Source organism: Vibrio sp. 10N.222.47.A9, from assembly GCF_963872585.1.
In the GTDB taxonomy this organism is placed as follows: domain Bacteria; phylum Pseudomonadota; class Gammaproteobacteria; order Enterobacterales; family Vibrionaceae; genus Vibrio; species Vibrio splendidus.
This window is the reverse complement of record NZ_CAWNBB010000104.1, coordinates 104075-127312: the sequence shown is the minus strand read 5'-3', so window position 1 is coordinate 127312 and position 23238 is coordinate 104075. Positions and strand designations below refer to the sequence as shown.

Sequence of the window (23238 nt, the reverse complement as noted above, 5' to 3'; positions counted from 1 at the left end):
CTCATGATATAGGATTTTTCTATAGAGAGCATTAGTAATGCTATTTCCCACAGAAAGGTGAAATCACTATAGTAAAGTCAATTAAATCATTAAGTGGACATTGAGATGGAACAGAAATGGTGGCATGACGCAGTGGTCTACCAAATTTACCCGCGTAGCTTTTTAGACTCGAATAATGACGGTATCGGTGACCTAAATGGAATCATCAGCAAACTGGATTACCTAAAGGAACTTGGCATTAATGTCATTTGGCTATCTCCAGTTTATCAATCTCCAATGGATGATAATGGTTACGACATCTCGGATTACCAAGCGATTGCTGAAGAGTTTGGCACGATGGAAGAGATGAAACACCTGATGGATGAAGCGAAGGAACGTGACATTAAGATTGTTATGGATTTAGTGGTAAACCATACGTCAGATGAGCACCGTTGGTTCGAACAAGCACGCTCTTCAAAAGACAATCCGTATCGAGACTATTACATTTGGCGCGATGCACAACCGGATGGCAGTGCACCGGATGACCAAGGCTCTATCTTTGGCGGAAGTGCTTGGCAATGGGATGAACTCACACAACAATATTACTTCCATCTATTTTCGAAACGTCAGCCAGATTTGAACTGGGAAAACCCGAAGATTCAAGAAGAAGTTCATACTATGATGAACTGGTGGATTGACCTTGGCATCGGCGGCTTCCGATTAGATGTGATTGATCTTATTGGTAAAGAGATCGATAAAGGAATCACTGGGAACGGGCCAAGGCTGCACAAGCTATTACAACAAATGAATCAGGCGACCTTTGGTAACAAGGATTTGTTAACCGTAGGAGAAACTTGGGGCGCGACACCAGAAATAGCCAAGCTATACAGCGGACAAGATAGAAATGAACTTTCGATGGTATTCCAATTTGAGCACATCACCCTGACATGGGAAAACGGTGACAAATGGAACCCTATTCCGCTTGATCTTCGAGAGTTCAAAAATGTGCTGACCAAGTGGCAGCTTGAGCTGGCCGATGGTGGCTGGAATTCGCTTTTTTGGAACAACCACGATTTACCACGTTTGGTTTCAAAATACGGTGATGACAAACACTTCCGAGTTGAATCAGCAAAAATGCTGGCGACGTGTTTGCACTTTTTGAAAGGCACACCCTATATCTACCAAGGTGAAGAGATTGGTATGACCAATGTCGCTTTTGACAATCTAGACCAATATAAAGATATTGAAACGCACAATTTCTATAAAGTAAAAACGGAATCGGGTGTCACTCATGAACACATGATGGACGCCATTCACGAGAACAGCCGTGACAACGCTAGAACACCAATGCACTGGAACAACCAAACTAACGCAGGGTTCTCTGAGGGAACACCGTGGATTGAGCTGAATCCAAACTACCCAGAGATAAACGTCGAAAGTGCGTTGGCCGATCCAGGCTCAATATTTTACCACTACAAGACATTGATAGAGTTACGAAAAGCTCATCCAGCGATTGTCTACGGTTCATTTATTCCTGTTTTTGAAGAACACGACAAGGTTTTCGCCTACGTACGTGAGTTGGATGGTGAGCAGCTATTTGTCGTATGTAATTTCTCTGGTGACTCATTAACGCTTGACGTCCCTGAGCAATATCGCACTCAAACAGCAACTTGCCTAATCAACAATTATGGTGAGGTTTCGAGTCTCGACACGCAACTAAACTTAGCCCCTTATGAAGCATTCACTTTAAAGCTGTAAAGCATCAAGCTATGAAGCTATGAAGCTATGAAGCTATGAAGCTATGAAGCTATAGCACCATAAGAGCCAATCTCCCCGAATAAAGGCAAGGTAAACCCTTGCCTTTTTCGTTGTTCTTTAGCGCGTAAACTTAACTGTCAAAGCCGTATATCTAGCCAACATATCCGTATATTGAATCCGACATCGCATAAACCAATATACGCAACGCTCTTCTTAGCGAGCGATAGCCAAATCACCATCAATTTGTTTGAGCCCGTCTTCACATTTCTTTTCACGTTCAACATCACAAAAGCTACACCCTACCTCCTAAACACTAGGTTCACAATAATGATATAGATTTTTACTATACCTCTTAGCTGTTTACCTATTTCTCAAGAAGAGACGAAATCGATAAAATCACTCTCAGATAATAAGAACTGATAGAAGTGATTATCGTTATGGATAACCTTCTGAATATGGAATAAAACTATGAAACCTCTATTGAAAACACTGTCTATTTGTACCCTTGCTGCTCTTTTCAATGCACCGGCTTTTGCTATGGAAGAAGGTGAAATCACAATCTGGATCAATGGCGATAAAAGTTATGCCGGTCTTGCTGAAATTGGTAAACAATTCGAAGAAGATACTGGTGTAAAAATTAACGTTCAGTACCCAGATTCACTGGAAGCTAAATTCCAACAACACGCAGCAACAGGCGGCGGCCCTGACATCATTTTCTGGGCACACGACCGTTTTGGTGGATACGCAGAATCAGGCCTACTTCACGAACTTAATCCAAGTAAAGAGTTCAAAGAAAAGCTTGTCGACTTCAGTTGGGATGCGGTGACAGTCAACGGTAAAGTTGTGGGCTACCCTTTAGCAATCGAAGCACCTTCTCTTATCTATAACAAAGACCTACTTCCAAACCCACCAAAAACATGGGAAGAGCTTGCTGCCATTCAGAAAGAGATGGCTAAGCAAAACAAAAAAGCCATCATGTGGGATGTGAAAAATGCGTACTTCACGTGGCCGATGATCTCTGCCGGTGGTGCCTTTGCGTTTGAAAAAACAGCAACAGGGTATGACGCCAAGAGCACAGGTGTTAACAATGCTGCGGGTGTTCGTGGCCTTCAATTCTTAGTTGATATGGTAAACCAAGGGGTAGTTAACCCGAATATGGATTACTCAGTAGCAGAAGCAGAATTCACCAATGGCAATGTGGCAATGACCATTAATGGCCCTTGGTCTTGGGGTAACTTAGACAAGCTTGGGGTTAATTATGGCGTTGCTGAACTACCGACATTAAATGGCGGTAAAGGTAACCCATTTGTTGGAATCCTAAGTGCGGGTATCAATGCTGCGAGTCCAAATACTGATCTTGCTGTCGAGTTCTTAGAAAACTACCTATTCCAAGACGACGCTCTGAAAACCATGAATGATGACAAGCCTCTTGGCGCGGTGACACTAAAATCATTCCAAAAAATTCTTGAGAGCGATGATCGCATCAAATCAACCATGACGAATGCTGAAAACGGCGAAATCATGCCAAACATCCCGCAAATGACGGCTTACTGGTTCGCTGAAGGTGCGGCTATCGATAACGCAATGCAGGGTAAGCAAACCGTTAGAGAAGCACTAGACACAGCAGCGAAACAAATCACCAAATAACCTTTCTTATTATTAATATCCTATTGTCCTTTGGCACAGCGCATGCTGTGCCTTTTTTGTTTTGGAAATCAACTCGCTATGCAAATCCCTACTCTTTACCTAAAAGGTACGTTCAATGGCTGGGGGTTAGACACCCCATTGTTCAAAGAGCAAGACGGCTCTTACAGAGCAAACTTATGCTTATCTACCGACCTTTATCGCTTCAAAATTTCGGATTCAGATGGCACCAAGCAATGGACGCTTTCAGGGCATGAAAGTGAAGCCACACTCTGCGAATTAGAACAAGCAATGCCGCTTATCAACACACAAGGTATTGGCAATGATCTGCTGCTCTCTCCCGCTGTCGCTGGTCAATACTCCTTGAAGGTGCAATTCAGCGCTTCGACGCCAACGATCACCGTAACCAAGGGGGAATACAATGATCTATCAACACCTCAACGCGAGCCTATGAACACACGTCTGATAGAGGGTGAGACAGAGGAGACGCTGCCTCTCTGGCAACACCCTGAATTTGCAATGCCACATAACCAACTATTCCAAGAGCTCACCATCTCAGAGACACAGTCATTCCCGTTTGTGTTCGGGGATAATGTCGATGGTTACTATCATGGAGCAACCTATAGCTATGTAAACGGTGGTAAATATCGTCACCACCAAGGTTGGATACTGGGAACCTTCGCCAGCTATATCGACGGCAAGTTCAATAATAAGTTAGAGGCTGAACGTGCTAGCCTGACGCCTTATGGTATTGAACATCATTATGAGAATAGTCGAGAATCGCTGAGCCTGATTCAAGGTTCCAGACTCGTATCGCTTAAGGTATCGTCCAACAAACCGAGCGCTTTAAGCCTAATTCCAGAACTCAACGTACCTACGACTCACTCTAAAGTTCACATTTCAGACTCAAATATCGTAATAGAACTCAACCCTCAAGTTTGCCCAGACGGCTGCCCAAGGTTTGTCGCCATCGTGAGCAATCATGCAGTACATGCACGAGAGATCTCGCTAGACGCTCACCCTGAACTTCGCGACCTAGTTCAGCTCTCAGAGAGCAATACAAAGCTCATGCTCACGACGTCAGATAAACAAACTGAACTTGTCGTCTACCTCGGCTTTGCTGAAACTCTTGAAACCGCTAGCTCATTGGTTAATCAAGCGATCAAAAATAACGAACACGTTCTTCACCAACAGCGGATTTATGAGTTCTTAACCAATAATTATTTGTGGACCAACGACCTGGAATACAACCGAGCGGTTATGTGGTCACGTCTTGCCAGTAGAGCCTTTGTTAGCCATGAATTTGGGACCGGCATTTGGGCTGGGCTACCTTGGTTCAAAGACTGCTGGGGCCGCGATACGTTTATCGCTTTATCAGGAACAAGCTTGGTTAATGGCTTATTTAGCGAAGCCAAAGAGATAATTGAAAACTTTGCATCAATGCAGATGCTCGACGAAAGCTCCGTGAATTTTGGCCGAATCCCCAATCGCGTGACAAGTAAAACGAACATCATTTACAACACTACTGATGGCACACCGTGGATGATTCGAGAAGCTCTCGAATACATCAACTATTCTGGTGATGTGGCGTTCGCTAAGGCTATTTACCCAACCCTGAAGCGTTTCATCACAGGTGTCGAAAAACACTACTTAAGTGAAGATAGCTTGATGGCACATCGCCACCCTGATACATGGATGGATGCAAAAATTGATGGGATGACACCTTGGTCTCCTCGTGGACCTAAAGCCAATGATATCCAAGCTTTATGGTTTGAGAGCTTAAACAGTGCCATTCAACTCGCAACTTTAGTGGGCGACTCCGAAGCAGAAAAGAGCTGGACAATCCAAGCAGGAAAAGTGAAGGCAAACTTCGCAACCAAATTTTGGGATAATGAACATAATCGATTAGCCGACCATTTATCTGAAGGTGACGCTCCCGACTATAGCGTGCGTCCAAACCAACTCATGACGATTTCAATTCCTCAGAAAGTTGAGCTTAATCAGAGCGAAAGAGAGCAATACATCGTCAAGAATGCGGTCGAAAAGCTATTGTTCCCATGGGGGATCTGCTCGCTACAACAAGAGCATGTCGATTTTCACCCATATCATGACAATCAAGCCATGTACCACAAAGATGCGGCTTATCACAATGGTACGATCTGGGGGTGGAATGCAGGCTTTACCATCACTGCTCTCAACAAGTTTAAGCAGCAAGATCTCAGTTACCAGCTATCCAAAAACTTGGCAAAACAGATCCTTACACAAGGCTGTAGAGGGACAATGAGTGAAAATTTGGACGCCTACCAACTCGATGACCGCGATCTTGTAGAATCAGGCACATTTGCACAAGCCTGGTCTGTTTCAGAATACGCTCGTAACGCGCAACAGGACTATTTGGGATATTGCCCACGCTTATTGGACAATCAGATACACCTAACACCAAATTTTCCAAGTTGTTGGAGTGAATTAGTGGCTTCGTTGCCTTTCGGTCAAGGAAACCAGCTACGACTGTCATTTGAATCTGAGTGCGGTATTTCTCGCTACAAGATTCAGTCAAATCGAGAAGATACGGTAAGTTCCGAGATCACATTGGTGCTTACGTTAGACATAAACCATGAGTCTGTTGCCGTAATCTCGACACCATTAACACAATCGTTGGAGATCACGATCGACAGTCACCAACAACAGGTCACTGTAAGCAATAAACAAGCGCATATTGATATTCAACCTAAACAAAGTAATGCCATCTTAAGTGACTTACAATTTGCTAAACCTGATTTTTCCAGGAAACACCGTAGCATGTTTAACAATGACTACTTGTTGAACAAACGGAATAAACAACAGCTATCAGTAGCCAAAGACTAATTTCATTGTTAGCAAGCCGATATAAAGAAAGCCTAATCCACTTATTACTAGAAAGAGAATGGAATTAGGCCTTCTTTTATTGTCTAAAAATAAAGTCGATGAAATCAGGGAATCGTAGAGACCAAGCCGTTTCATTATGCTTATGATCTTTACCTTCTTGATAAAACAGCGTCACGTTGTGTTTTTGAGCGAGTAACTTATTCATTTCCCGCGAACCACTTAGATATACATCCGCGAAATCCACTATTGTGCCTTCGCGAGCTTCATCCGTTCCCATATCCATATATATTTTTGTTGGATACAGAAAGTTAAACTCTTTCATATACTCGAAGTATGAGGGTTTATTGAACCAAAACGCCGGAGAGAAGACCCCAAGCACTCCAAAGATATTCTGGTACAGTGAGCCACCATATAAGCTAATTAGCCCGCCCATTGAACTGCCAGCAAGGTACGTAAACTCTCGGTTCGGCTTTGTTCTGTATGTTTGGTCTATATAAGACTTCGATGTATGACAGATAAACGCCATGTACTCGTCCCCTTCACCACCAAATTTAAGTAGCTCATCACCAACACCCAACTCTTTTATCTCTTGGTTAGCGCGCCAAGGCGAATACTCATTATAACGCTCCATGCCATTAAGCTCATGACTGCTGTCGATGGCGACAACAATTACCCCTGATAACTTACCGATCCTTTGCATCTCATCGAGTGTCGTTTGTGCGTCCCAACATATCCCATACGTCGCTGTAGACTTCTCAAAGACATTCTGCCCATCATGCATGTATAAGACAGGATAAGCGTGCTCTTCTTGGTGATACCCCGCAGGAAGGTAAATGCGGAGCGTTCGAGTTCGATTCAACTGTGGAATAAAGAACTCATCGATAATAATCAATTCAGATTGCATAACGACCTCTAAACTTGAAGTGTCTATAAATTCAGATATAAAAAACGCCCCTTTAAAGGAGCGTTCTATCTCTAAGCGTCTAAGATACTGGGCTGCTAAGCCATTAAGCCTACTAATCTATTAAGCTAATAAGCTAATAAGCTAACAAGCTAACAAGCTAACAAGCTATTTTGCGTTGACGGCTCGCACAAAAGCTTCTTGTGCACCTTCAACATTAAGCGCCTTCGCTTCATCTAACAAACCTAAAGCTTTCGGTATATCACCTGACTTCACCGCATTTTGTATAGCAGACAAATAGAAGTCTTTTGTCTCTTGCTGCACACGTATCTGCGTGTCTGCTTTCTTCGGTACAACAGCTGTTGCAATCGCTCCCATAGCGGCAGGGGCAGCAACGACTGGCGCTACGGCAGGTTTAGCACGGTAAGGGCGAAGTTTTAAAGTTTTAATTTCTAACTCTAAACGACCACCTAATTGATTCGTGTATACCGGATCGGTGACCATAGGCATCACCTCACCAAATTCTTTCGCTCTCACCTTTGCTGGGTGATCAACTTTCACCTTATTGCCAAGCTCATCAGCAGGCGTGTAGATAACAATATAAGGTGTCTTACTCGCATCAATACGCAAGCGCTCAATGTAACTCGTGCGAGTAAAAGCGTCGGATGCCTGAACCTTAAAGTCTTCAAACTTCAATGTTTGCACTGGCTTAAAGTTTTCATCTAGAAGCATGGCTTCTGGAGCAAAAACTGAATCATCGATCATCAAGCTCGATAGCTTAACGACCATCTCTCCTGAGCGTTCGCTGAACTTGAACGCTGCAAAGTGGCTATTACCTGTTGTAAATGTACCGACAGGTGACCCCAAGTCGATATCAAACTTTAAATCTTCATTATCATTCAATTGTGCGTATGGGAACTGCGAAAAGTCGCTGCAGCATACTTCTGCATTGGTAGGTGCATCGAGTTTAGTTTGAACCTGAGCATCGGAAGCACAACCGCTTAGCAAGGCACCTAGTACCACGGCTAACATAGAGCTTTTATTTGTCATTGTAATCTCTCTCACTATTGGTTGTTGGGGGAAACGGAAAAAGGCAGCCAATGGCTGCCTTATACTTTAAACGGTTTAGAACCAAATTTCAGTGTGTACACCGAATACAAATTCGTCTTTACCGTTATCGATACCAATTTGTTTAGCACTTGCTTCATCATCAGCTTTAATGTAGCTAATGTAAGGCTTAACTTGTGGACGACCAAAGTAGTCAGAGTTCGCTGTAAATGCAGTTGCAATTTCTAGGTTAAGAATATCGCTCTCTACAGCATCACCAGTGCGATTCCAGTAACCTTCATCACCTTCTTCATGTGCATAAGAAGCCGTAGCTTCTAAGCGAATGTTGTCGTTCAGTTTGTAAGAAGGACGAGCAGCAACCATGTAACGAGTCAAACCGTCAGCACCAAACAATTGGTCAAGAGCTGTAAAGTACACTGCTTCCGTACCTAACTGCCATTTTTCAGAGATGTTAAGCACACCGTAAGAAGTCAAGAATAGTGATTCTTCTTTATCACCGCCACCAGACCAACCACCGAAGTTAACACCACGGTTTTTCATTACGCCAGAGCCGTAAGCAATTACGTTTTGAGTCCAACCGTCTAGGCCATAGTAACTTGTATTAAGCGTTACAGCTGCACCGATACCGTCTTCGTTCTCGCTGCCATTGATGTTTTGCTGACCATATTTAAAGTCAAAGTCTAGGCTGCCGATGCCCGCATCCACGCCGTAGTAGTACAAGTCAATAGAAGAGAGTGTCTCTCTTTCTTTTGCACCATCTTTCTTGACTTTACATTTACTAGGATCTGTCGATGTAGTGCCATCATCTTGTTTACAGTCAATCGCGTAAGAATCTGCAGAACCTGCATCAGGATCAGCCATTACATAAGCGATACCAGCTGTATGTCCTGCAAGCTTAGTTTGAATACCTGCACCAATACCAGATGATTGTTTCCAAAACTCACCAGATAAAAGACCTGCTGCACGGTTTAGGTAACGTTGACCACCCCAAATAGAAGTGTCTTCACCTAAAATACCGCCGAGCTCAACGAAAGCTTCTTTTACTTCGAACTGAGAATCATCATTCTTCTTTTGTCCGCCTTCAGAAGAATAAGCGTATGAGTTACCGTTACCATATTCAGTACGAAGAACGTAGTCCGCCCACACACCATTTTGGTACTCAGAGTGCTTCTTAATTACAAATTCAACTTGGTTAGTACTCTTACCGTGAGTACCCGCTGTTTTGTAATCTGGCTTGCCGAATTCAGTGTCGACTGTTTTACCGTCTACAACACGAACGTTAGAAGACATGTAACCGTGAACTTCCCAGCCGTCAGTGATAACGTCAGTAGGGTTTTTCACCTCTACTTCCATTGAAGAGTCGCCACTTGTTACATCAAGTGCAACGTCATTTTCTGCGAACGCTGAACCAGCGACAAGTGCAGAAGCCACTGCAGCAGCAATCAAACTTACTTTTTTCATTCTTAACTCCATTAAGGACGATTTATTTTAGGTTTTATATTTTTGCTCTCTTGCGACAACCAAAGGCAGTAATGGTGGGCGTAAGATAGAGAGGTTTAGGGTTTCCCCTGATTCGTTTCAACGGAGCCAATATTAAGAGGGGATGACAAGTTTGACTTCCTCCGCCCTGAACTAAATTAAGGGGGATGAGAAGGGAGTAGAAACTATACAGAACGGTGTTTACAGGAGTTAGATCACTTAATCTAGGAGGAGTAGACAGCACACAGATCTAATTATTCACCTTAAGTGAGATCTACTTCAAATATATAATTTGAACCTAATCGGTAAATTATTTTTTTAACAATAATTATTATGTGAAGTTGCTTGACCTTACTGTGACAAAGCTTTTTACTTATAGTTCACTGATGTCGATAAACGAACAAGAAATCAAGCAATGACTAGAACGCTCGCTCGCCCTTATCCACTAGGCGCAACGCTAGGTAACACTGGCTGCAACTTCTCAATTTATTCTCCTGACTGTAAATCCCTTTCCCTCGCTCTCTTTGACGAGAACGATGAGTTCACCACTTATAAATTGGAAAATGAATACGCTGATATTCGATATGTGTTCATCGACGGAATAAAAGCAGGACAAAAATACGGCTTCATTGCTGAAACTGAAAATGGTCCAATCTTACTTTCAGACCCTTACGCTAAAGCAATCAGCGAACCGCTCGATTACGCCACGCCATATACCAATGAAAAAAGCTTTTCGATGGCGAAATGTGTCGTTATTGATGACACTTTCGACTGGCAAGATGTAGACAAGCCGCGTATTAGCCGAGAAGAGACCGTTCTTTTCGAAACCCATGTAAAAGGCCTATCTAAGCTTCACCCTGAAGTCGCGCCCCATACTAAAGGCCGTTACTTAGGGCTAGTTAGCCCTGAAATGCTCGCGTTCTACAAACAACAAAATATCAACTCTCTACAACTTTTACCTATTGCTGCATGCATGCATGAGCCTCACCTATTAGATATGGGGAAAGTGAACTATTGGGGTTACAACCCATACTTATTGATGGTGCCGGACCCACGCTACGCAGAAAAGGACGCCGTGAATGAGCTCAAAACTGCGATTCGCGAACTGCACCGCAATGGCATCGAGGTCATTCTAGACGTCGTGTACAACCACACGGCTGAAGGCGGTGAAGGTGGAACTACCTTCAACCTAAAAGCACTGGATAGTCGCTACTACATTAAACATGGTTGTCATTACGCGAACTTTACTGGTTGCGGTAATACAGTCGACCTAACCCACCAGCCAGCACTCAACTTAGTGATGGATACGCTTCGCTATTGGGTTAATGAGTTTAAAGTTGATGGCTTCCGCTTTGATTTAGCAGCAACGCTAGGCCGTGAAGGCGATAATTACAATCCTGAGGCCGCTTTCTTCAAAGCCGTTGCTCAAGATCCGGTACTTAAAGAAACCAAGCTAATTGCAGAACCTTGGGACATCGGCCCGAACGGCTACCAAGTCGGTAATTTTCCGTTAGGTTGGAATGAGTGTAACGACAAGCTCAGAGACATTACGCGCAGCTTCTGGCGCGGTGATCAAGGCTATCTGAAAGAGTTTGCAACTCGCTTGATGGGATCGCGCGACATCTACAGTGCTGCTCATTGGCCGTACAAATTGACCGTCAACTACATCACTTACCATGACGGCTTCACCATGCAGGATCTTGTTTCTTACAAGCATAAGCACAACGAAGAAAATGGTGAAAACAATCGCGATGGGCACGGCGACAATCGCTCTGAAAACTATGGCGTTGAAGGCGAAACCGAAAACCTCTTGGTCGTCGCAACACGTGAAAAACAGAAGCGTAACTTCATGGCAAGCCTGCTGTTCGCCTTTGGTATTCCGCATATTCTGACGGCTGATGTGTTATCTCATACTCAAAAGGGTAACAACAATGCTTACTGCCAAGACGGCGTAACCAGCTGGCTGAACTGGGAAGATTCAGAGCGTAAGACTTACTTCAAGACTTGGCTGTCTGAGATGATCTCCGCACGTCAGCAATACATGGTGCCTTTTATTAAGGCATTCAGTGGCGAAAAGCGTAACTCTAACCGCATCTTCTGGAGCCGTGTCGATGGCACTCTCATGGAACATGATGATTGGAACCGTTTAAGCTCGGTTGCGTTGCATTTAGGTATTGGTAAAGATGGTGATGAGTTGATTTATCTGATCAACCAAACCAACGCACCAGCGCGCTTTTCTTTGCCTAGTGACCGCGAACAAAACTGGGTGACTATTTGCGATACTAACCTACGAAATGTAAAACCAGGTCATGCTGAAGGTGAAATGCTGCTATCTCCAGCTTCAATGGCGATTCTGCACTATTCGCCAGACAAGACTGATTTAAGTTGAGTTGAGTTGAGTTGAGTTAAAAGCTAAGCCAGCTTAATAAAACATCAAAAACCATAGAAGCCAGTTATATTTATGACTGGCTTTTTTGTTAGCCGAATATCACAAAAATCATTCATTTATATGGAATCATTTGCATTGATGTGATTACGAAAACTGTTTAGTATGGCCGTACTATAAAAATGAATCTATAACGTCTTTGGATATCATGGCTTTACCTAAAACATTAATTCGGCTTTTTAAACCATACATTATTTTATTAACTGGAGGGATGCTCTATCTTGCTGTGGCTCAGCTTGAAAAAGTAGAAACAGCAGCAACCGAACAATCATCATCAAATATTCGAATCGCAAGCTCCACGATTCGTTCCAACATCGAAGCCACATTTGGCAAGCTCTATTTTTTAGAAACCAGTCTAGGCTTACCTCAAGCGGCCCCAATCGGTGATCGAAAATTCAGAGAACTGAGTGATAACATTCTAAAAAGAACCCCTAACTTCTCCGATATCGTTCGATACCAACCTCAAACCCAACAATATATATCAAGTCGTGGCTTACCTCTTTCCAATGAACAAGTTGGCTCCATCAAATGGAATCCAATAGACAGTGTTGTTGACGATTTTTATATCTCTTCTATTTATCAAAAGCCCGATGGTCGTTGGGTATTCGCGGTAAAACATACAGCGGAAAGATTGAAGGAAGAGATATGGATTGAGTTTGATCTATTGCACACAACCCAAGGGTTAAGAGACTTAAAAACGCTTAATCACGGCTATGTGTTTGTGGTTGATCGAGCAACAGAACGACTTGTCTTTCACCCTAATCCGAAACGTATCGGCTCTAAATCTATCAGCTACCACGCTGGAATAAGCCACCAACTCTCGCAAGGAGAAACCGTCGGTAAACACGAATACTACTATCAAGATAACTTCAAAATATCGGTATTCGACGCTGACAACAGCTTGAACTGGGTGTTCATCGCGGGTACCGACCGTCACGATATCCTAACCAGCTCATATCAATTCACATTAACTGGTGTCGTACTTGGTTCGCTGATTCTGTTGTGGGTTGGGGCAAACTATTTGTCTTATCGCTTGAACGTATCTTTGTCTCAACTGAATAAGGTCGATGATCTCGTAAGCTTTAAACGAGAGTTGAAATCCATACTGGCTAGCTTTACTTACCAAAAAGGCATTCAATTCTGTCTCTATCAGCCTGAAAACCACGCATTCAGTACCATCGACTATCACGGAAACAAATCAACGGTACATTGTGACAAAGCCCTTGCAGAACGATTTACACCAGACACCATGGCTTATCGAAGTGGTAAGTACTCCGATCCTCTGGCATGTAAACTCAAAATATACCAACGTCACTACTGCATTCCTTTGTACTCTCGCAAACAGTTGGTCGCAGTACTTTATGTGAACGCGAACTTACCGATCAGCCAGAGTATTCTGCGTATGATCAGAGATTACACCGAGGTCTCGCTGTCTAATTTACTGCTCCACCATCAATTGAGCAGTAAAGACCTGATGACTCAGTTGGACAACAAAAGCAGTTTCAATATCGCATTGGAAAACTACGCCGACGAGCCAGATACCTATGTTGCTCTGCTCGACATCGATAACTTTGACCACGTTAATCGCGCCTATGGTGAAGCGGTCGGTGACAAGATGATCAAGCTGACTGCAGAAGCGATACACTCATACTTCCCTAAGCCTAAAGGGCTTTGTCTTGCACGTATTGGAGGCAAGGAGTTCGCTGTATTGTTCAAAGCAAATGATGTGAAGGATGCAAAATTCCAGCTGGACCAATGTCGAATTGGAGTTAGTGAGCAAGTCGTTGCCACGCCAAATATCACGTTATCATTAGGTGTCAGCGTCGGATTCTCGCAAATAGAAGGTGAAACAGATTCGGCTTTAGCGCTTGCAGAACAGGCGAAACTCATCGCTCAACAGCTCGGAAAGAACCGAGTGGAAGGGCATATAAAGGCTGTCGCGCAAGCTTCATAACACGCCATAGATTCGTATGTGCACACAAAGCACCTAGGATTCACACCCTAGGTGCTTTTGTTTTTATGGAAAGTCATTACAATGCGCCTTCGACACGACAATATTCCCTTTCTAACGACACGAACCTTATGAAGCTAAGTAACCGACTGCAAACTCTCCACTCCCTTGTCAGCAATGACTACCAACATATTTGGGACTGCTGCTGCGATCATGGATTTTTGGGAGTTCAACTGTTGTCGGATAATAAAGCGCCTCAGATTCACTTTGTCGATATTGTCCCGTCTCTGATGAATGAACTAGAAGACAAGCTAACTCGTTACTTTCCCCAAGATAATTCAGACCAACAAACGGTTACCAGCCAATGGCAAGTTTACTGCATGGATGTCGCCGCTATTCCGCTCCAGAAACATACTGGTAAACACCTGGTTATTATTGCGGGCGTCGGTGGCGATCTCACTCAAAAGCTCGTCGACGACATTCATCGCCAATATCCAGACAAAGATATAGATTTTTTGCTTTGCCCAGTCCATCAGCAGTTCGAGCTAAGAAGCCGTTTAAAAGCGCTCAAGTTCGGTCTTATTGATGAAGTGCTGATCGAAGAAAACCGTCGTTATTACGAAATTTTATTGGTCAGCAATAACAAAGGCGAAGCTGAAAAGAACCAAGCTGTTAGTGATATATCAAACGTGGGTGACAAGATCTGGGCGCCGAGTTGCGAACAACAGTTACAGATATCTCAGCAATACAAAGCCAAAACATTGCAGCACTACTTACGTATCCATCAAGGACAAGAGAAGCAAGGTAAGCCTAGTGCTGTGAAGCACATCATCGATGCTTACCAAGCGATTTAGCTTTGCATTCTCTTTGAGTATCTTCATTCTAAAGAATTAAGAACATAGTAAGCACTAACTTCACTGTTCAAGCCGATGAAACCGATTCAATAAAAAAGCCGACAGTTCAATGAACTATCGGCTTTTTTGATGCTATTTGTTTGGTTTGATCTTACTGCTCTTGCTTCTTATGAACCGTATCAAGCCCATCAATCGTTTCAACCTCATAGAGTGTATCAAGAGCATAAACCGTATCGAGATACTCGTCTTTCTCTTTCCACGTGTAATTCAACCAACTGTGGAAACGTCGCTTAAACGCTTTATCTTCAAAATAGTTACCGTTGACGTTCTCATCCATTGGATGCAATTTAATACGTACGACCACCTTCTTCATCTTACCTTTCAGCATGTCTTCAAACGGAGAAGTCTGATTCTCTGGGTAAGCCAAAGTAACGTCGACGATACCATCTAAGATTGGGCCCATTGCAGACAGAGCAAACGCCACACCGCCGGTTTTTGGCTTGAGTAGGTGTCGATACGGTGTTTTCGCTGTCGCCAGTTTCTCGTGATTTGCACGTGTCCCTTCGACAAAATTGACCAATGTTGTTGGTGCCTATTTGAACTTAGTGCATGCCTTGTTGATTGCGTCGAAGTCATCATTACGACGCTCAGGGTTACGAATCAAAAACTCACGCGAGTGACGTCTCATGAACGGCATATCCAAACCCCAACAGGCCAATCCAACAAAAGGAACATACAACAGTTCGTGCTTGAGGAAGAACTTAGTCATCGGCATCTTGTCTTTCAAGATTGAAGACAAAATCACGATATCCGCCCAGCTCAGGTGATTCGACATCATCAGGTACCACTGCTTAGTCGAGATATCTTTCCCTCCTTCGACTTGCCACTCGATATCGTTATTCACATTCAACATCCAAAGGTTAAGCGAAGCCCAACACCAAAACGTGAAGTTCGCTAAACGAGTACATGACTTTTGAACAATAGAGATTGGAAGAATCAGTTTGATGAGGCCAAAGAAGCTCACGGTAAACGCAGTCATTGCGGTATTGATAGTCACGAACAATACGTTCAAGACCATACGAAGATTATCAAGCATAAAACACGGCTATATTGAGATCGAAAGCCGACATTATACTCATCTGTAAAATATTCTCTTTAGTAATTGGTTGAATACCCTTGGGGTCAAACCACTGTATCAATTTCGGTCTGTGTCCATAGAGCAATTCATCGTTCTTAATCGCAAGGAATCACATCAAAAAACAATAAAGATGTCATTTAGACACGGTAAATGCAAGGTCTATTTGACATCATTCAAATTCATTCTCACCGAATTACCAGTATTGATAAGCATTCTCATTAATGGCATGGTACATGCAACTCCAAAGTGTAAATAGTTGAGTATCCTTAATGAGATAACTTATCTAAGTAAAGGTGATGATATGACAGATATTCCTCATGGTTTGGTAACTGGCAAAGTCTTACATAAAACACAATGGACAGATCAACTGTTCTCGCTGCAAGTCAGTGCTCCTGTCTCTCCCTATCAGGCGGGTCAGTTCACGAAACTTGGCTTGCTTAACAGTGAGGATGAGTTCGTAAGACGCGCCTATTCGATGGTAAACGCACCAGAGCACGAACAAGGTCATCAACATCTGGAGTTTTTGATTATTAAGGATCAGAACGGTCAGCTTTCACCTCAACTTCATAAGTTGAAGGTAGGCGATGACATCTTTGTCGGCAAAGACCCAAGCGGCTTTATGACCTTAGATGAGATCCCAGAGATCGCCGACGATCTATGGATGCTTTCAACCGGGACTGCCGTTGGACCTTTTATCTCAATGCTCGAAAGCATGCAGATACAGCAGCAAAACGGCTCTCAATCTGAAAAAGTCTCCTCGTTCAAAAACCTTGTACTGGTTCATGCCGTAAGAACAGAACAAGACCTGACTTATCGAGACCGTATCGCTCAACTCGTTAATCACTTCCAAGGGAAACTACAATATGTGCCAATTATTTCTAGAGAATCAGTCACCGGAACTTTGCGCGGACGAATCCCAAGCTTGTTACTTGGAGGCGACCTTGAGCAAACCACGTCTGTCGCTTTCAATCAAACCCGCAGTTTTTTCTACCTTTGTGGCAATCCGCAAATGGTTCGCGACACAAGTGAAGCACTAACCAGCTTAGATTTCGAGAAGCACTTACGCAGAAAACCCGGCCAATTCAGCAGTGAAAACTACTGGTAATCACGGTCACCAATTCCATCAAAGCTAAAGCTTGTATTTAAAATACAGACAGATAAGAGGTTTTATATGAGTCATTTACGTATTCCGTCACACTGGAAAATTCAACGTTCAACGCCATTTTTCACCAAAGACAACATACCGGCTGCGCTTCTCAATCATCACAATACCGCTGAAGGCGTATTCGGCCAGATCTGTGTAATGGAAGGCACCGTCACTTTCTACGGTTTTGCCGATGCAGACGCGACAGAACCAGAAAGTGTTACCACAATCCAAGCTGGGCAATTTGCCACAAGTCCACCTCAATATTGGCATCGAGTAGAGCTGAGTGACGACGCGCAATTCAACATTAACTTCTGGTCAGAAAAAGAGACCAAGAAGATGTTCAACACCCGAAAGTAAGATCTATTCAATATTGATGAACTTATAAGCAAGCTGCCTCGTACTGTGATTTTCAATGTTCAAGAAGTAAAGAAAAAGACCAAATAACCATAGTAATTACAATGACTAATGTTGATAGACAAGAGAAAAAAACTCTAGCACACTGAACAGAGTTATTAGTTTTAATCCCGTTTCAGAGAATGAATCAGTGGGTTATTTATATTTTAGGTAAGAGAGGAAGCCATGCTCAACATTGCTTTTTTTAGCTCAAAATCATACGACGAAAAATCATTTGAACTTGCAAAAGGCGAACTCAACGCCGAGTTCCATTTTCACGATTTTCGACTCACTACAACAACAGCAAAAATGGCGCACGACAACGAAGTCGTTTGCGCGTTTGTAAACGATGACCTATCGCGAGATGTGCTAGAGATTCTAGCAAAAGGCGGCACTAAGCTGATTGCGATGCGCTGCGCAGGCTTTGATAAAGTCGACTTAGACGCAGCCAAAGAGTTTGGTCTGCAAGTGGTTCGCGTTCCTGCTTATTCACCAGAATCGGTAGCAGAACACACGGTCGGCATGATGATGTGTTTGAACCGTAAACTACACAAGGCATACCAACGCACTCGTGATGCGAACTTCTCTCTTGAGGGACTAGTTGGCTTCAACTTCCACGGTAAAACCGTTGGTGTAATTGGTTCAGGAAAGATTGGCTTAGCGACGATGCGTATTCTGAAAGGTTTAGGCATGAACATCTTGTGCTACGACCCGTACCCGAACCCATTGGCAAAAGAGCTGGGTGCTAAATACGTCGAACTCGACGAGCTTTACCAAGAATCTGACGTGATTTCTTTGCATTGCCCAATGAGTAAAGAGAACTACCACCTGTTGGATGCAACGGCATTTGGCAAAATGAAAGATGGCGTGATGATCGTCAACACCAGTCGTGGTGAACTGCTGGATTCAACTGCTGCAATTGAAGCACTCAAACAAAGCAAAATCGGCGCGCTTGGTCTTGATGTTTACGACAATGAGAAAGAGTTGTTCTTCCAAGACAAATCTAACGACGTGATTGTCGATGACGTATTCCGTCGCCTATCCGCTTGTCACAACGTATTGTTCACTGGTCACCAAGCCTTCTTGACTAAAGATGCTCTGTTCAACATCGCCAATACAACGCTCACCAGCGTCGATGCCTTCTTTACTGGCAACACCAGCGGCAACGAACTCGTTTAATAGCAGACTGAGTTAAAAACAAACTAGCTCTGCAAATACAAAGCCACGCTATTCTGAAGTGAACAGCGTGGCTTTTTCGTTTATCCAGTATTCTAAAACCGTTCCTAGACGCAGAAATGACAATCCTCGGTATCCAAACCATAAATGCCTTTACGAATGGCCAGATGCTCTGCGCCAGCCTTCACACCCATTTGATAACCTGTATCCAAAACAGTTTGATCCATAGTGAGTCGCTTAACCGCAAACGCTTCTGGCGGCGCAATCACCTTGATGGTCGCATCTTTTGGAGGGTTACGAATGAACTCCAAAGACTGGTTATAGTTTTCAGCACGCACTGCCATCGATTCTGCAATGTTAGGGAATTTCTTTAATAGTTTTTTCAGCATCCATTGGTGCTTTTGAGGCTTCATTCGGTAACTCAAAGGATGAGAAAGAATCACGGTAATGTCTCGCGCACCACGTCGGTATGCTTCACGCACCGGAATTGAATCGGCTACGCCACCATCGGTATAACAACCACCAGAGAAGCACGGCGTTTCACGATAAGCGATAGGTAAAGCGGTTGTCGCTTCCACCACGTTAGAGAGGTTTTCTGGCTTGATATGGTAGTAGTCTGCACTGCCTGTATCGACGTTTGTTACAGCAGCAATGAGTGGGATACTTGAAAACAGCTCACCACAATCGAGTGGATAACGTTGGTTAGACTCATCCCACAACCACTTCACGTCCACCAAGTTACCGCCCTTAGCAAAGCGAGTTGGATTAAAGAAAGTTTTGTCGGTCGCCATCGTGGTGATCACATCATAACTGCGTTTTGGTGCATGAGATAAGTAACCAACCAGATTCGACACACCTGCAGATACGCCGATGGCAAAGTCATAAGGACGGAAATCGTCTTGCATAAAGGCGTCTAAAACTCCGGCAGCAAAAATGCCTCTCATTGCCCCACCTTCAACGATTAATGCGCTCTTATTCATCTCAAATTCTTCTACTTTATAAACTGATAGTCGTAGAATAATCCGATCGTTCTTACAAAGATAATGGGATAAATTTATCAATTCGATAGGTAAAAACTATCAATGTGAATAGTTCAACTTTTCAATGATTTAGGGTTGCTTGATGATCAGCGAGATCAAAAAAGGCCATCGAGTGATTCACTCAACGGCCTTTCGATTAACGAATCAAGATGATTAATTACGACTTAAATTCGCTCACGTCGATTTCAAGCAATTTACCAATGCCTTCACCGTATGCAGGGTCTGCTTTGTAACAGTGTCTTAGGTGACGCAATTGAATCTCTTTTGGTACGCCGCCTAGGTTACGAGCAGTGTTATCAAACAGAATCGTTTGCTTCTCTGGTGTCATTAGGCGGAACAAGTCACCCGGTTGCGAGAAGTAATCTTCATCTTCACGGTGATCCCAGTGCGCTGCAGCACCATCGAGGTTCAATGCTGGTTCAGCGAAATCTGGTTGCTCAGCCCATTGACCTTCGTTGTTTGGCTCATAACCCAATGTGCTACCAAAGTTACCATCAACACGCATCGCACCATCACGGTGGTAGCTGTGTACAGGACAACGAGGTGCGTTCACTGGGATATGCTGATGGTTAACACCCAAACGGTAGCGCTGCGCATCACCGTAAGCAAACAAGCGACCTTGCAGCATTTTGTCTGGTGAGAAGCTGATACCTGGAACTACGTTCGCCGGGTTGAATGCCGACTGCTCAACTTCAGCGAAGAAGTTTTGTGGGTTACGGTTCAATTCAAACTCACCCACTTCAATCAACGGGTAATCTGCGTGTGGCCAGATCTTAGTCAAATCGAACGGGTTATAAGACACTTTCGCTGCATCCGCTTCTGGCATCACTTGTACTTTCAACGTCCATTTCGGGAAGTCTTGGTTGTCGATGCTGTCTAGTAAATCACGTTGGTGGCTCTCGCGATCATTACCGATCAATTGTCCTGCTTCTGCATCAGATAAATTCTTAATACCTTGCTGAGATTTGAAGTGGAATTTCACCCAGAAACGCTCGTTGTCTGCGTTAATAAAGCTGAACGTGTGGCTACCAAAACCGTGCATGTGACGGTAAGTAGCAGGAATACCACGGTCACTCATTACGATGGTGACTTGGTGAAGCGCTTCAGGTAGAGAGGTCCAGAAATCCCAGTTGTTCTTCGCGCTGCGCATATTGGTGCGAGGGTCACGCTTAACCGCATGGTTTAGATCTGGGAACTTAAGAGGATCACGAAGGAAGAATACTGGGGTGTTGTTACCCACCATATCCCAGTTGCCTTCTTCAGTATAAAACTTCAATGCAAAGCCACGGATATCACGCTCAGCATCGGCGGCGCCGCGCTCACCGGCAACCGTAGTAAAACGTGCAAACAGGTCGGTCTTTTTGCCTATTTCAGAAAACAGTTTTGCCTTGGTGTATTTGGTAATGTCGTGCGTAACAGTAAATGTACCGTAAGCGCCTGAACCTTTCGCGTGCATACGACGCTCTGGAATGACTTCGCGGTCAAAATGCGCCATCTTTTCTAAAAACCAAACATCTTGAAGAAGTTGAGGACCGCGCTTACCCGCAGTTTGAACATTCTGGTTATGAGCAACAGGACAACCCGCAGCTGTAGTTAGTTTTTTACTCATGATCTATTCCTTAAGGTCCAAAGGTGCAGCAATAGTGAGTGCACCTTGATATTTATACTGGCTTCCTTTCAAAAGCCCCTAAAATACTATGGATATAGAATAGACCTCTAATGGCATAAAATATAATCGTTTCTATTTATCGTTATAATCTATAAAACCTATTAAACGCCTGATTTAGGAATCATATTCTAAGGCACTGACTAATCGAGTATTTTCCTTCCTAGTTTAAGCGTCGCTGCAATATTCCGAGCCGTTCTTGTCAGATTGTTTTCCGCCTCCATCAAGACTTGGTCAAGTGACTGAGGAGAACGAACCGTCCCGAACAAGCTGCTCATTTCTCCATAAAGTGCTTCTACCTCAGTTCCCAATGAGCCAGCAATACCTATGGTTGGAATACCTTGGAGACTTGCTCGCTTAGCAATTCCGTAAGGTGTTTTGCCTTGCAGAGTTTGGTTGTCCATTTGCCCTTCGCCAGTGATCACAAGGTCGGCACCTTTCAACACGTCATCGGCTTGTAAAACATCCAGTACCATCTCGATACCAGGTTTAATTTGCATGTTAAATAGCAAACCAAGTCCCATCGGTGTTCCACCAGCTGCGCCATAACCCACGCGCTTGTGAACAGGATCATCACCTCCTACACAACCTTGCGCTTCGGCAACTTTAGCAAAGTTCGCAAGCGCCTTATCCAGCGTCACAACTTGTTCTGGGCTTGCGCCTTTTTGTGGGCCGAATATATGGCTGGCACCGTTATCACCACACAATGGATTATCAACATCACACGCCACGATTAACTCTATATCAGCACAGCGTGGATCTAGAGCTGTTAGGTCAATAGATGCTAATTGCGCTAACGCAGCGCCACCTCGGCTGAGCTCTTGCCCTGTGCTATCTAATAGTGCTCCACCTAACGCTTGAACAATACCTGCACCACCGTCGTTGGTCGCACTGCCACCCAATCCAAGAATGATGGTTTGAGCACCCTGCTCTATCGCTTCTAAAATAAGTTGCCCTGTCCCAAAAGACGAAGCAACCAAAGGATCGCGCTGTTCTGGCATCAGCAAGTCCAAACCAGACGCAGCAGCTATCTCTATCAAAGCCGTTCTCTTGGAGCTCTGAACTGACGGTTCTAACATCGCCCATTCTGCACTAACCAACTCACCCAATGGCCCTTGGGCTTTATTTGTTCGCTTTTGTCCTGCTAAACCTTGTAGCAATACATCTACCGTACCTTCGCCACCATCGGCCAGAGGTAAGGTCACATAGTCAGCGTCTGGGAAGATTTCACGAAAGCCCTTTTCAATACACGCCGCCACCGATACAGCCGATAAAGATTCTTTAAACGAGTCTGGTGCAATAACAATTTTCATAGAAGCTGGCTCCAATACTTCACAAATATCTACCAAGAAATAGTCTAAAAACAACAAAACCACTATATAGAAGAGGGGGCAATTGTGCGTATTTCCCTTTCCGAATTTGACCAAAACCTCAGATTTCAACGCCACTATTTTATATTCAGTAAAGTTACTGTTTGCTCATAACCCATATTTTGACAAGTTTGATCCCGCCAAATTATCGAATTCCGACTTAATTAGTCGTAGAAACCAGATCCTGAACACGCTTTTTGTTTCGTATTGCGGAATTGTGGAATCTTTTTGTTCCATTTTTTAACCTACCAACAGTTATTAGAGAAAAACTTAATAAGGAAATATTTCGTAACTTTGCTCACAGAATATTTTCGGAATAACAATAATAATTCATTCCGTATTATGGAATTCAACTTATCGGAG

At 43.7% G+C, this 23238-nt stretch carries 15 protein-coding genes and 1 pseudogene; 9 read left to right on the top strand and 7 right to left on the bottom strand.

Annotation, left to right across the window (positions count from 1 at the left end):
* The first annotated feature begins 105 nt into the window (after positions 1 to 105).
* The 3 genes from AACT19_RS24885 (at position 106) to AACT19_RS24875 (ending at position 6246) form a co-directional block, all read left to right on the top strand.
* Positions 106 to 1737, top strand: coding sequence for a glycoside hydrolase family 13 protein (locus AACT19_RS24885; protein ID WP_029405111.1), 1632 nt, complete (start codon positions 106 to 108; stop codon positions 1735 to 1737).
* A 468-nt stretch (positions 1738 to 2205) separates the two neighbouring features.
* On the top strand, positions 2206 to 3384 hold the full coding sequence (malE, locus tag AACT19_RS24880) for a maltose/maltodextrin ABC transporter substrate-binding protein MalE (RefSeq protein ID WP_004732148.1): 1179 nt from the start codon (positions 2206 to 2208) through the stop codon (positions 3382 to 3384).
* 30 nt (positions 3385 to 3414) lie between these two features.
* A complete protein-coding gene (locus AACT19_RS24875; RefSeq protein ID WP_017092686.1) occupies positions 3415 to 6246 on the top strand; it encodes an amylo-alpha-1,6-glucosidase in 2832 nt (943 codons plus the stop codon).
* Between the two features lie 76 nt (positions 6247 to 6322).
* On the opposite strand, the gene AACT19_RS24870 is transcribed toward AACT19_RS24875, so the two are convergent.
* The 3 genes from AACT19_RS24870 to AACT19_RS24860 all read right to left on the bottom strand — a co-directional run bounded on the left by AACT19_RS24870 (position 6323) and on the right by AACT19_RS24860 (position 9676).
* On the bottom strand, positions 6323 to 7150 hold the full coding sequence (locus AACT19_RS24870) for an alpha/beta hydrolase (RefSeq protein WP_076649288.1): 828 nt from the start codon (positions 7148 to 7150) through the stop codon (positions 6323 to 6325).
* Positions 7151 to 7315: 165 nt separating this feature from the next.
* A complete protein-coding gene (locus AACT19_RS24865) occupies positions 7316 to 8197 on the bottom strand; it encodes a MalM family protein (RefSeq protein ID WP_083717907.1) in 882 nt (293 codons plus the stop codon).
* 75 nt (positions 8198 to 8272) lie between these two features.
* Positions 8273 to 9676 carry a carbohydrate porin gene (locus tag AACT19_RS24860; protein ID WP_017092683.1) on the bottom strand — a complete coding sequence of 468 codons (1404 nt, stop codon included), beginning with the start codon at positions 9674 to 9676 and terminating at the stop codon, positions 8273 to 8275.
* Between the two features lie 433 nt (positions 9677 to 10109).
* Here AACT19_RS24860 and glgX point away from each other — a divergent pair, with 433 nt between their 5' ends.
* The 3 genes from glgX to AACT19_RS24845 all read left to right on the top strand — a co-directional run bounded on the left by glgX (position 10110) and on the right by AACT19_RS24845 (position 14945).
* The gene (gene glgX, locus AACT19_RS24855) at positions 10110 to 12083 is read left to right on the top strand and encodes a glycogen debranching protein GlgX (protein ID WP_076649287.1); all 1974 of its coding nucleotides are present in this window, start codon (positions 10110 to 10112) and stop codon (positions 12081 to 12083) included.
* A 268-nt stretch (positions 12084 to 12351) separates the two neighbouring features.
* On the top strand, positions 12352 to 14094 hold the full coding sequence (locus tag AACT19_RS24850) for a sensor domain-containing diguanylate cyclase (protein WP_076649281.1): 1743 nt from the start codon (positions 12352 to 12354) through the stop codon (positions 14092 to 14094).
* A gap of 128 nt (positions 14095 to 14222) precedes the next feature.
* A complete protein-coding gene (locus AACT19_RS24845) occupies positions 14223 to 14945 on the top strand; it encodes a tRNA (adenine(22)-N(1))-methyltransferase (protein ID WP_076649279.1) in 723 nt (240 codons plus the stop codon).
* Positions 14946 to 15096: 151 nt separating this feature from the next.
* Here the strand turns inward: AACT19_RS24845 and AACT19_RS24840 are convergent.
* Positions 15097 to 16041, bottom strand: a pseudogene (locus AACT19_RS24840) (acyltransferase).
* A 343-nt stretch (positions 16042 to 16384) separates the two neighbouring features.
* Between AACT19_RS24840 and AACT19_RS24835 the strand changes: the two are divergent.
* The 3 genes from AACT19_RS24835 to AACT19_RS24825 all read left to right on the top strand — a co-directional run bounded on the left by AACT19_RS24835 (position 16385) and on the right by AACT19_RS24825 (position 18802).
* A complete protein-coding gene (locus AACT19_RS24835; protein WP_076649264.1) occupies positions 16385 to 17188 on the top strand; it encodes a ferredoxin--NADP reductase in 804 nt (267 codons plus the stop codon).
* 66 nt (positions 17189 to 17254) lie between these two features.
* Entirely contained in the window at positions 17255 to 17587 is a 333-nt protein-coding gene (locus AACT19_RS24830) for a DUF1971 domain-containing protein (RefSeq protein ID WP_065682630.1), read from the top strand.
* 222 nt (positions 17588 to 17809) lie between these two features.
* Positions 17810 to 18802: a 2-hydroxyacid dehydrogenase gene (locus AACT19_RS24825; protein WP_017081793.1), complete on the top strand. Its 993-nt coding sequence runs from the start codon at positions 17810 to 17812 to the stop codon at positions 18800 to 18802.
* Positions 18803 to 18906: 104 nt separating this feature from the next.
* Here AACT19_RS24825 and AACT19_RS24820 read toward each other — a convergent pair whose 3' ends face one another.
* The 3 genes from AACT19_RS24820 to AACT19_RS24810 form a co-directional block, all read right to left on the bottom strand.
* Entirely contained in the window at positions 18907 to 19779 is an 873-nt protein-coding gene (locus AACT19_RS24820) for a patatin-like phospholipase family protein (RefSeq protein WP_076649263.1), read from the bottom strand.
* A 217-nt stretch (positions 19780 to 19996) separates the two neighbouring features.
* Positions 19997 to 21448, bottom strand: coding sequence for a catalase (locus AACT19_RS24815; RefSeq protein ID WP_076649262.1), 1452 nt, complete (start codon positions 21446 to 21448; stop codon positions 19997 to 19999).
* A 200-nt stretch (positions 21449 to 21648) separates the two neighbouring features.
* On the bottom strand, positions 21649 to 22818 hold the full coding sequence (locus AACT19_RS24810; RefSeq protein ID WP_076649261.1) for a glycerate kinase: 1170 nt from the start codon (positions 22816 to 22818) through the stop codon (positions 21649 to 21651).
* Between the last annotated feature and the right edge of the window lie 420 nt (positions 22819 to 23238).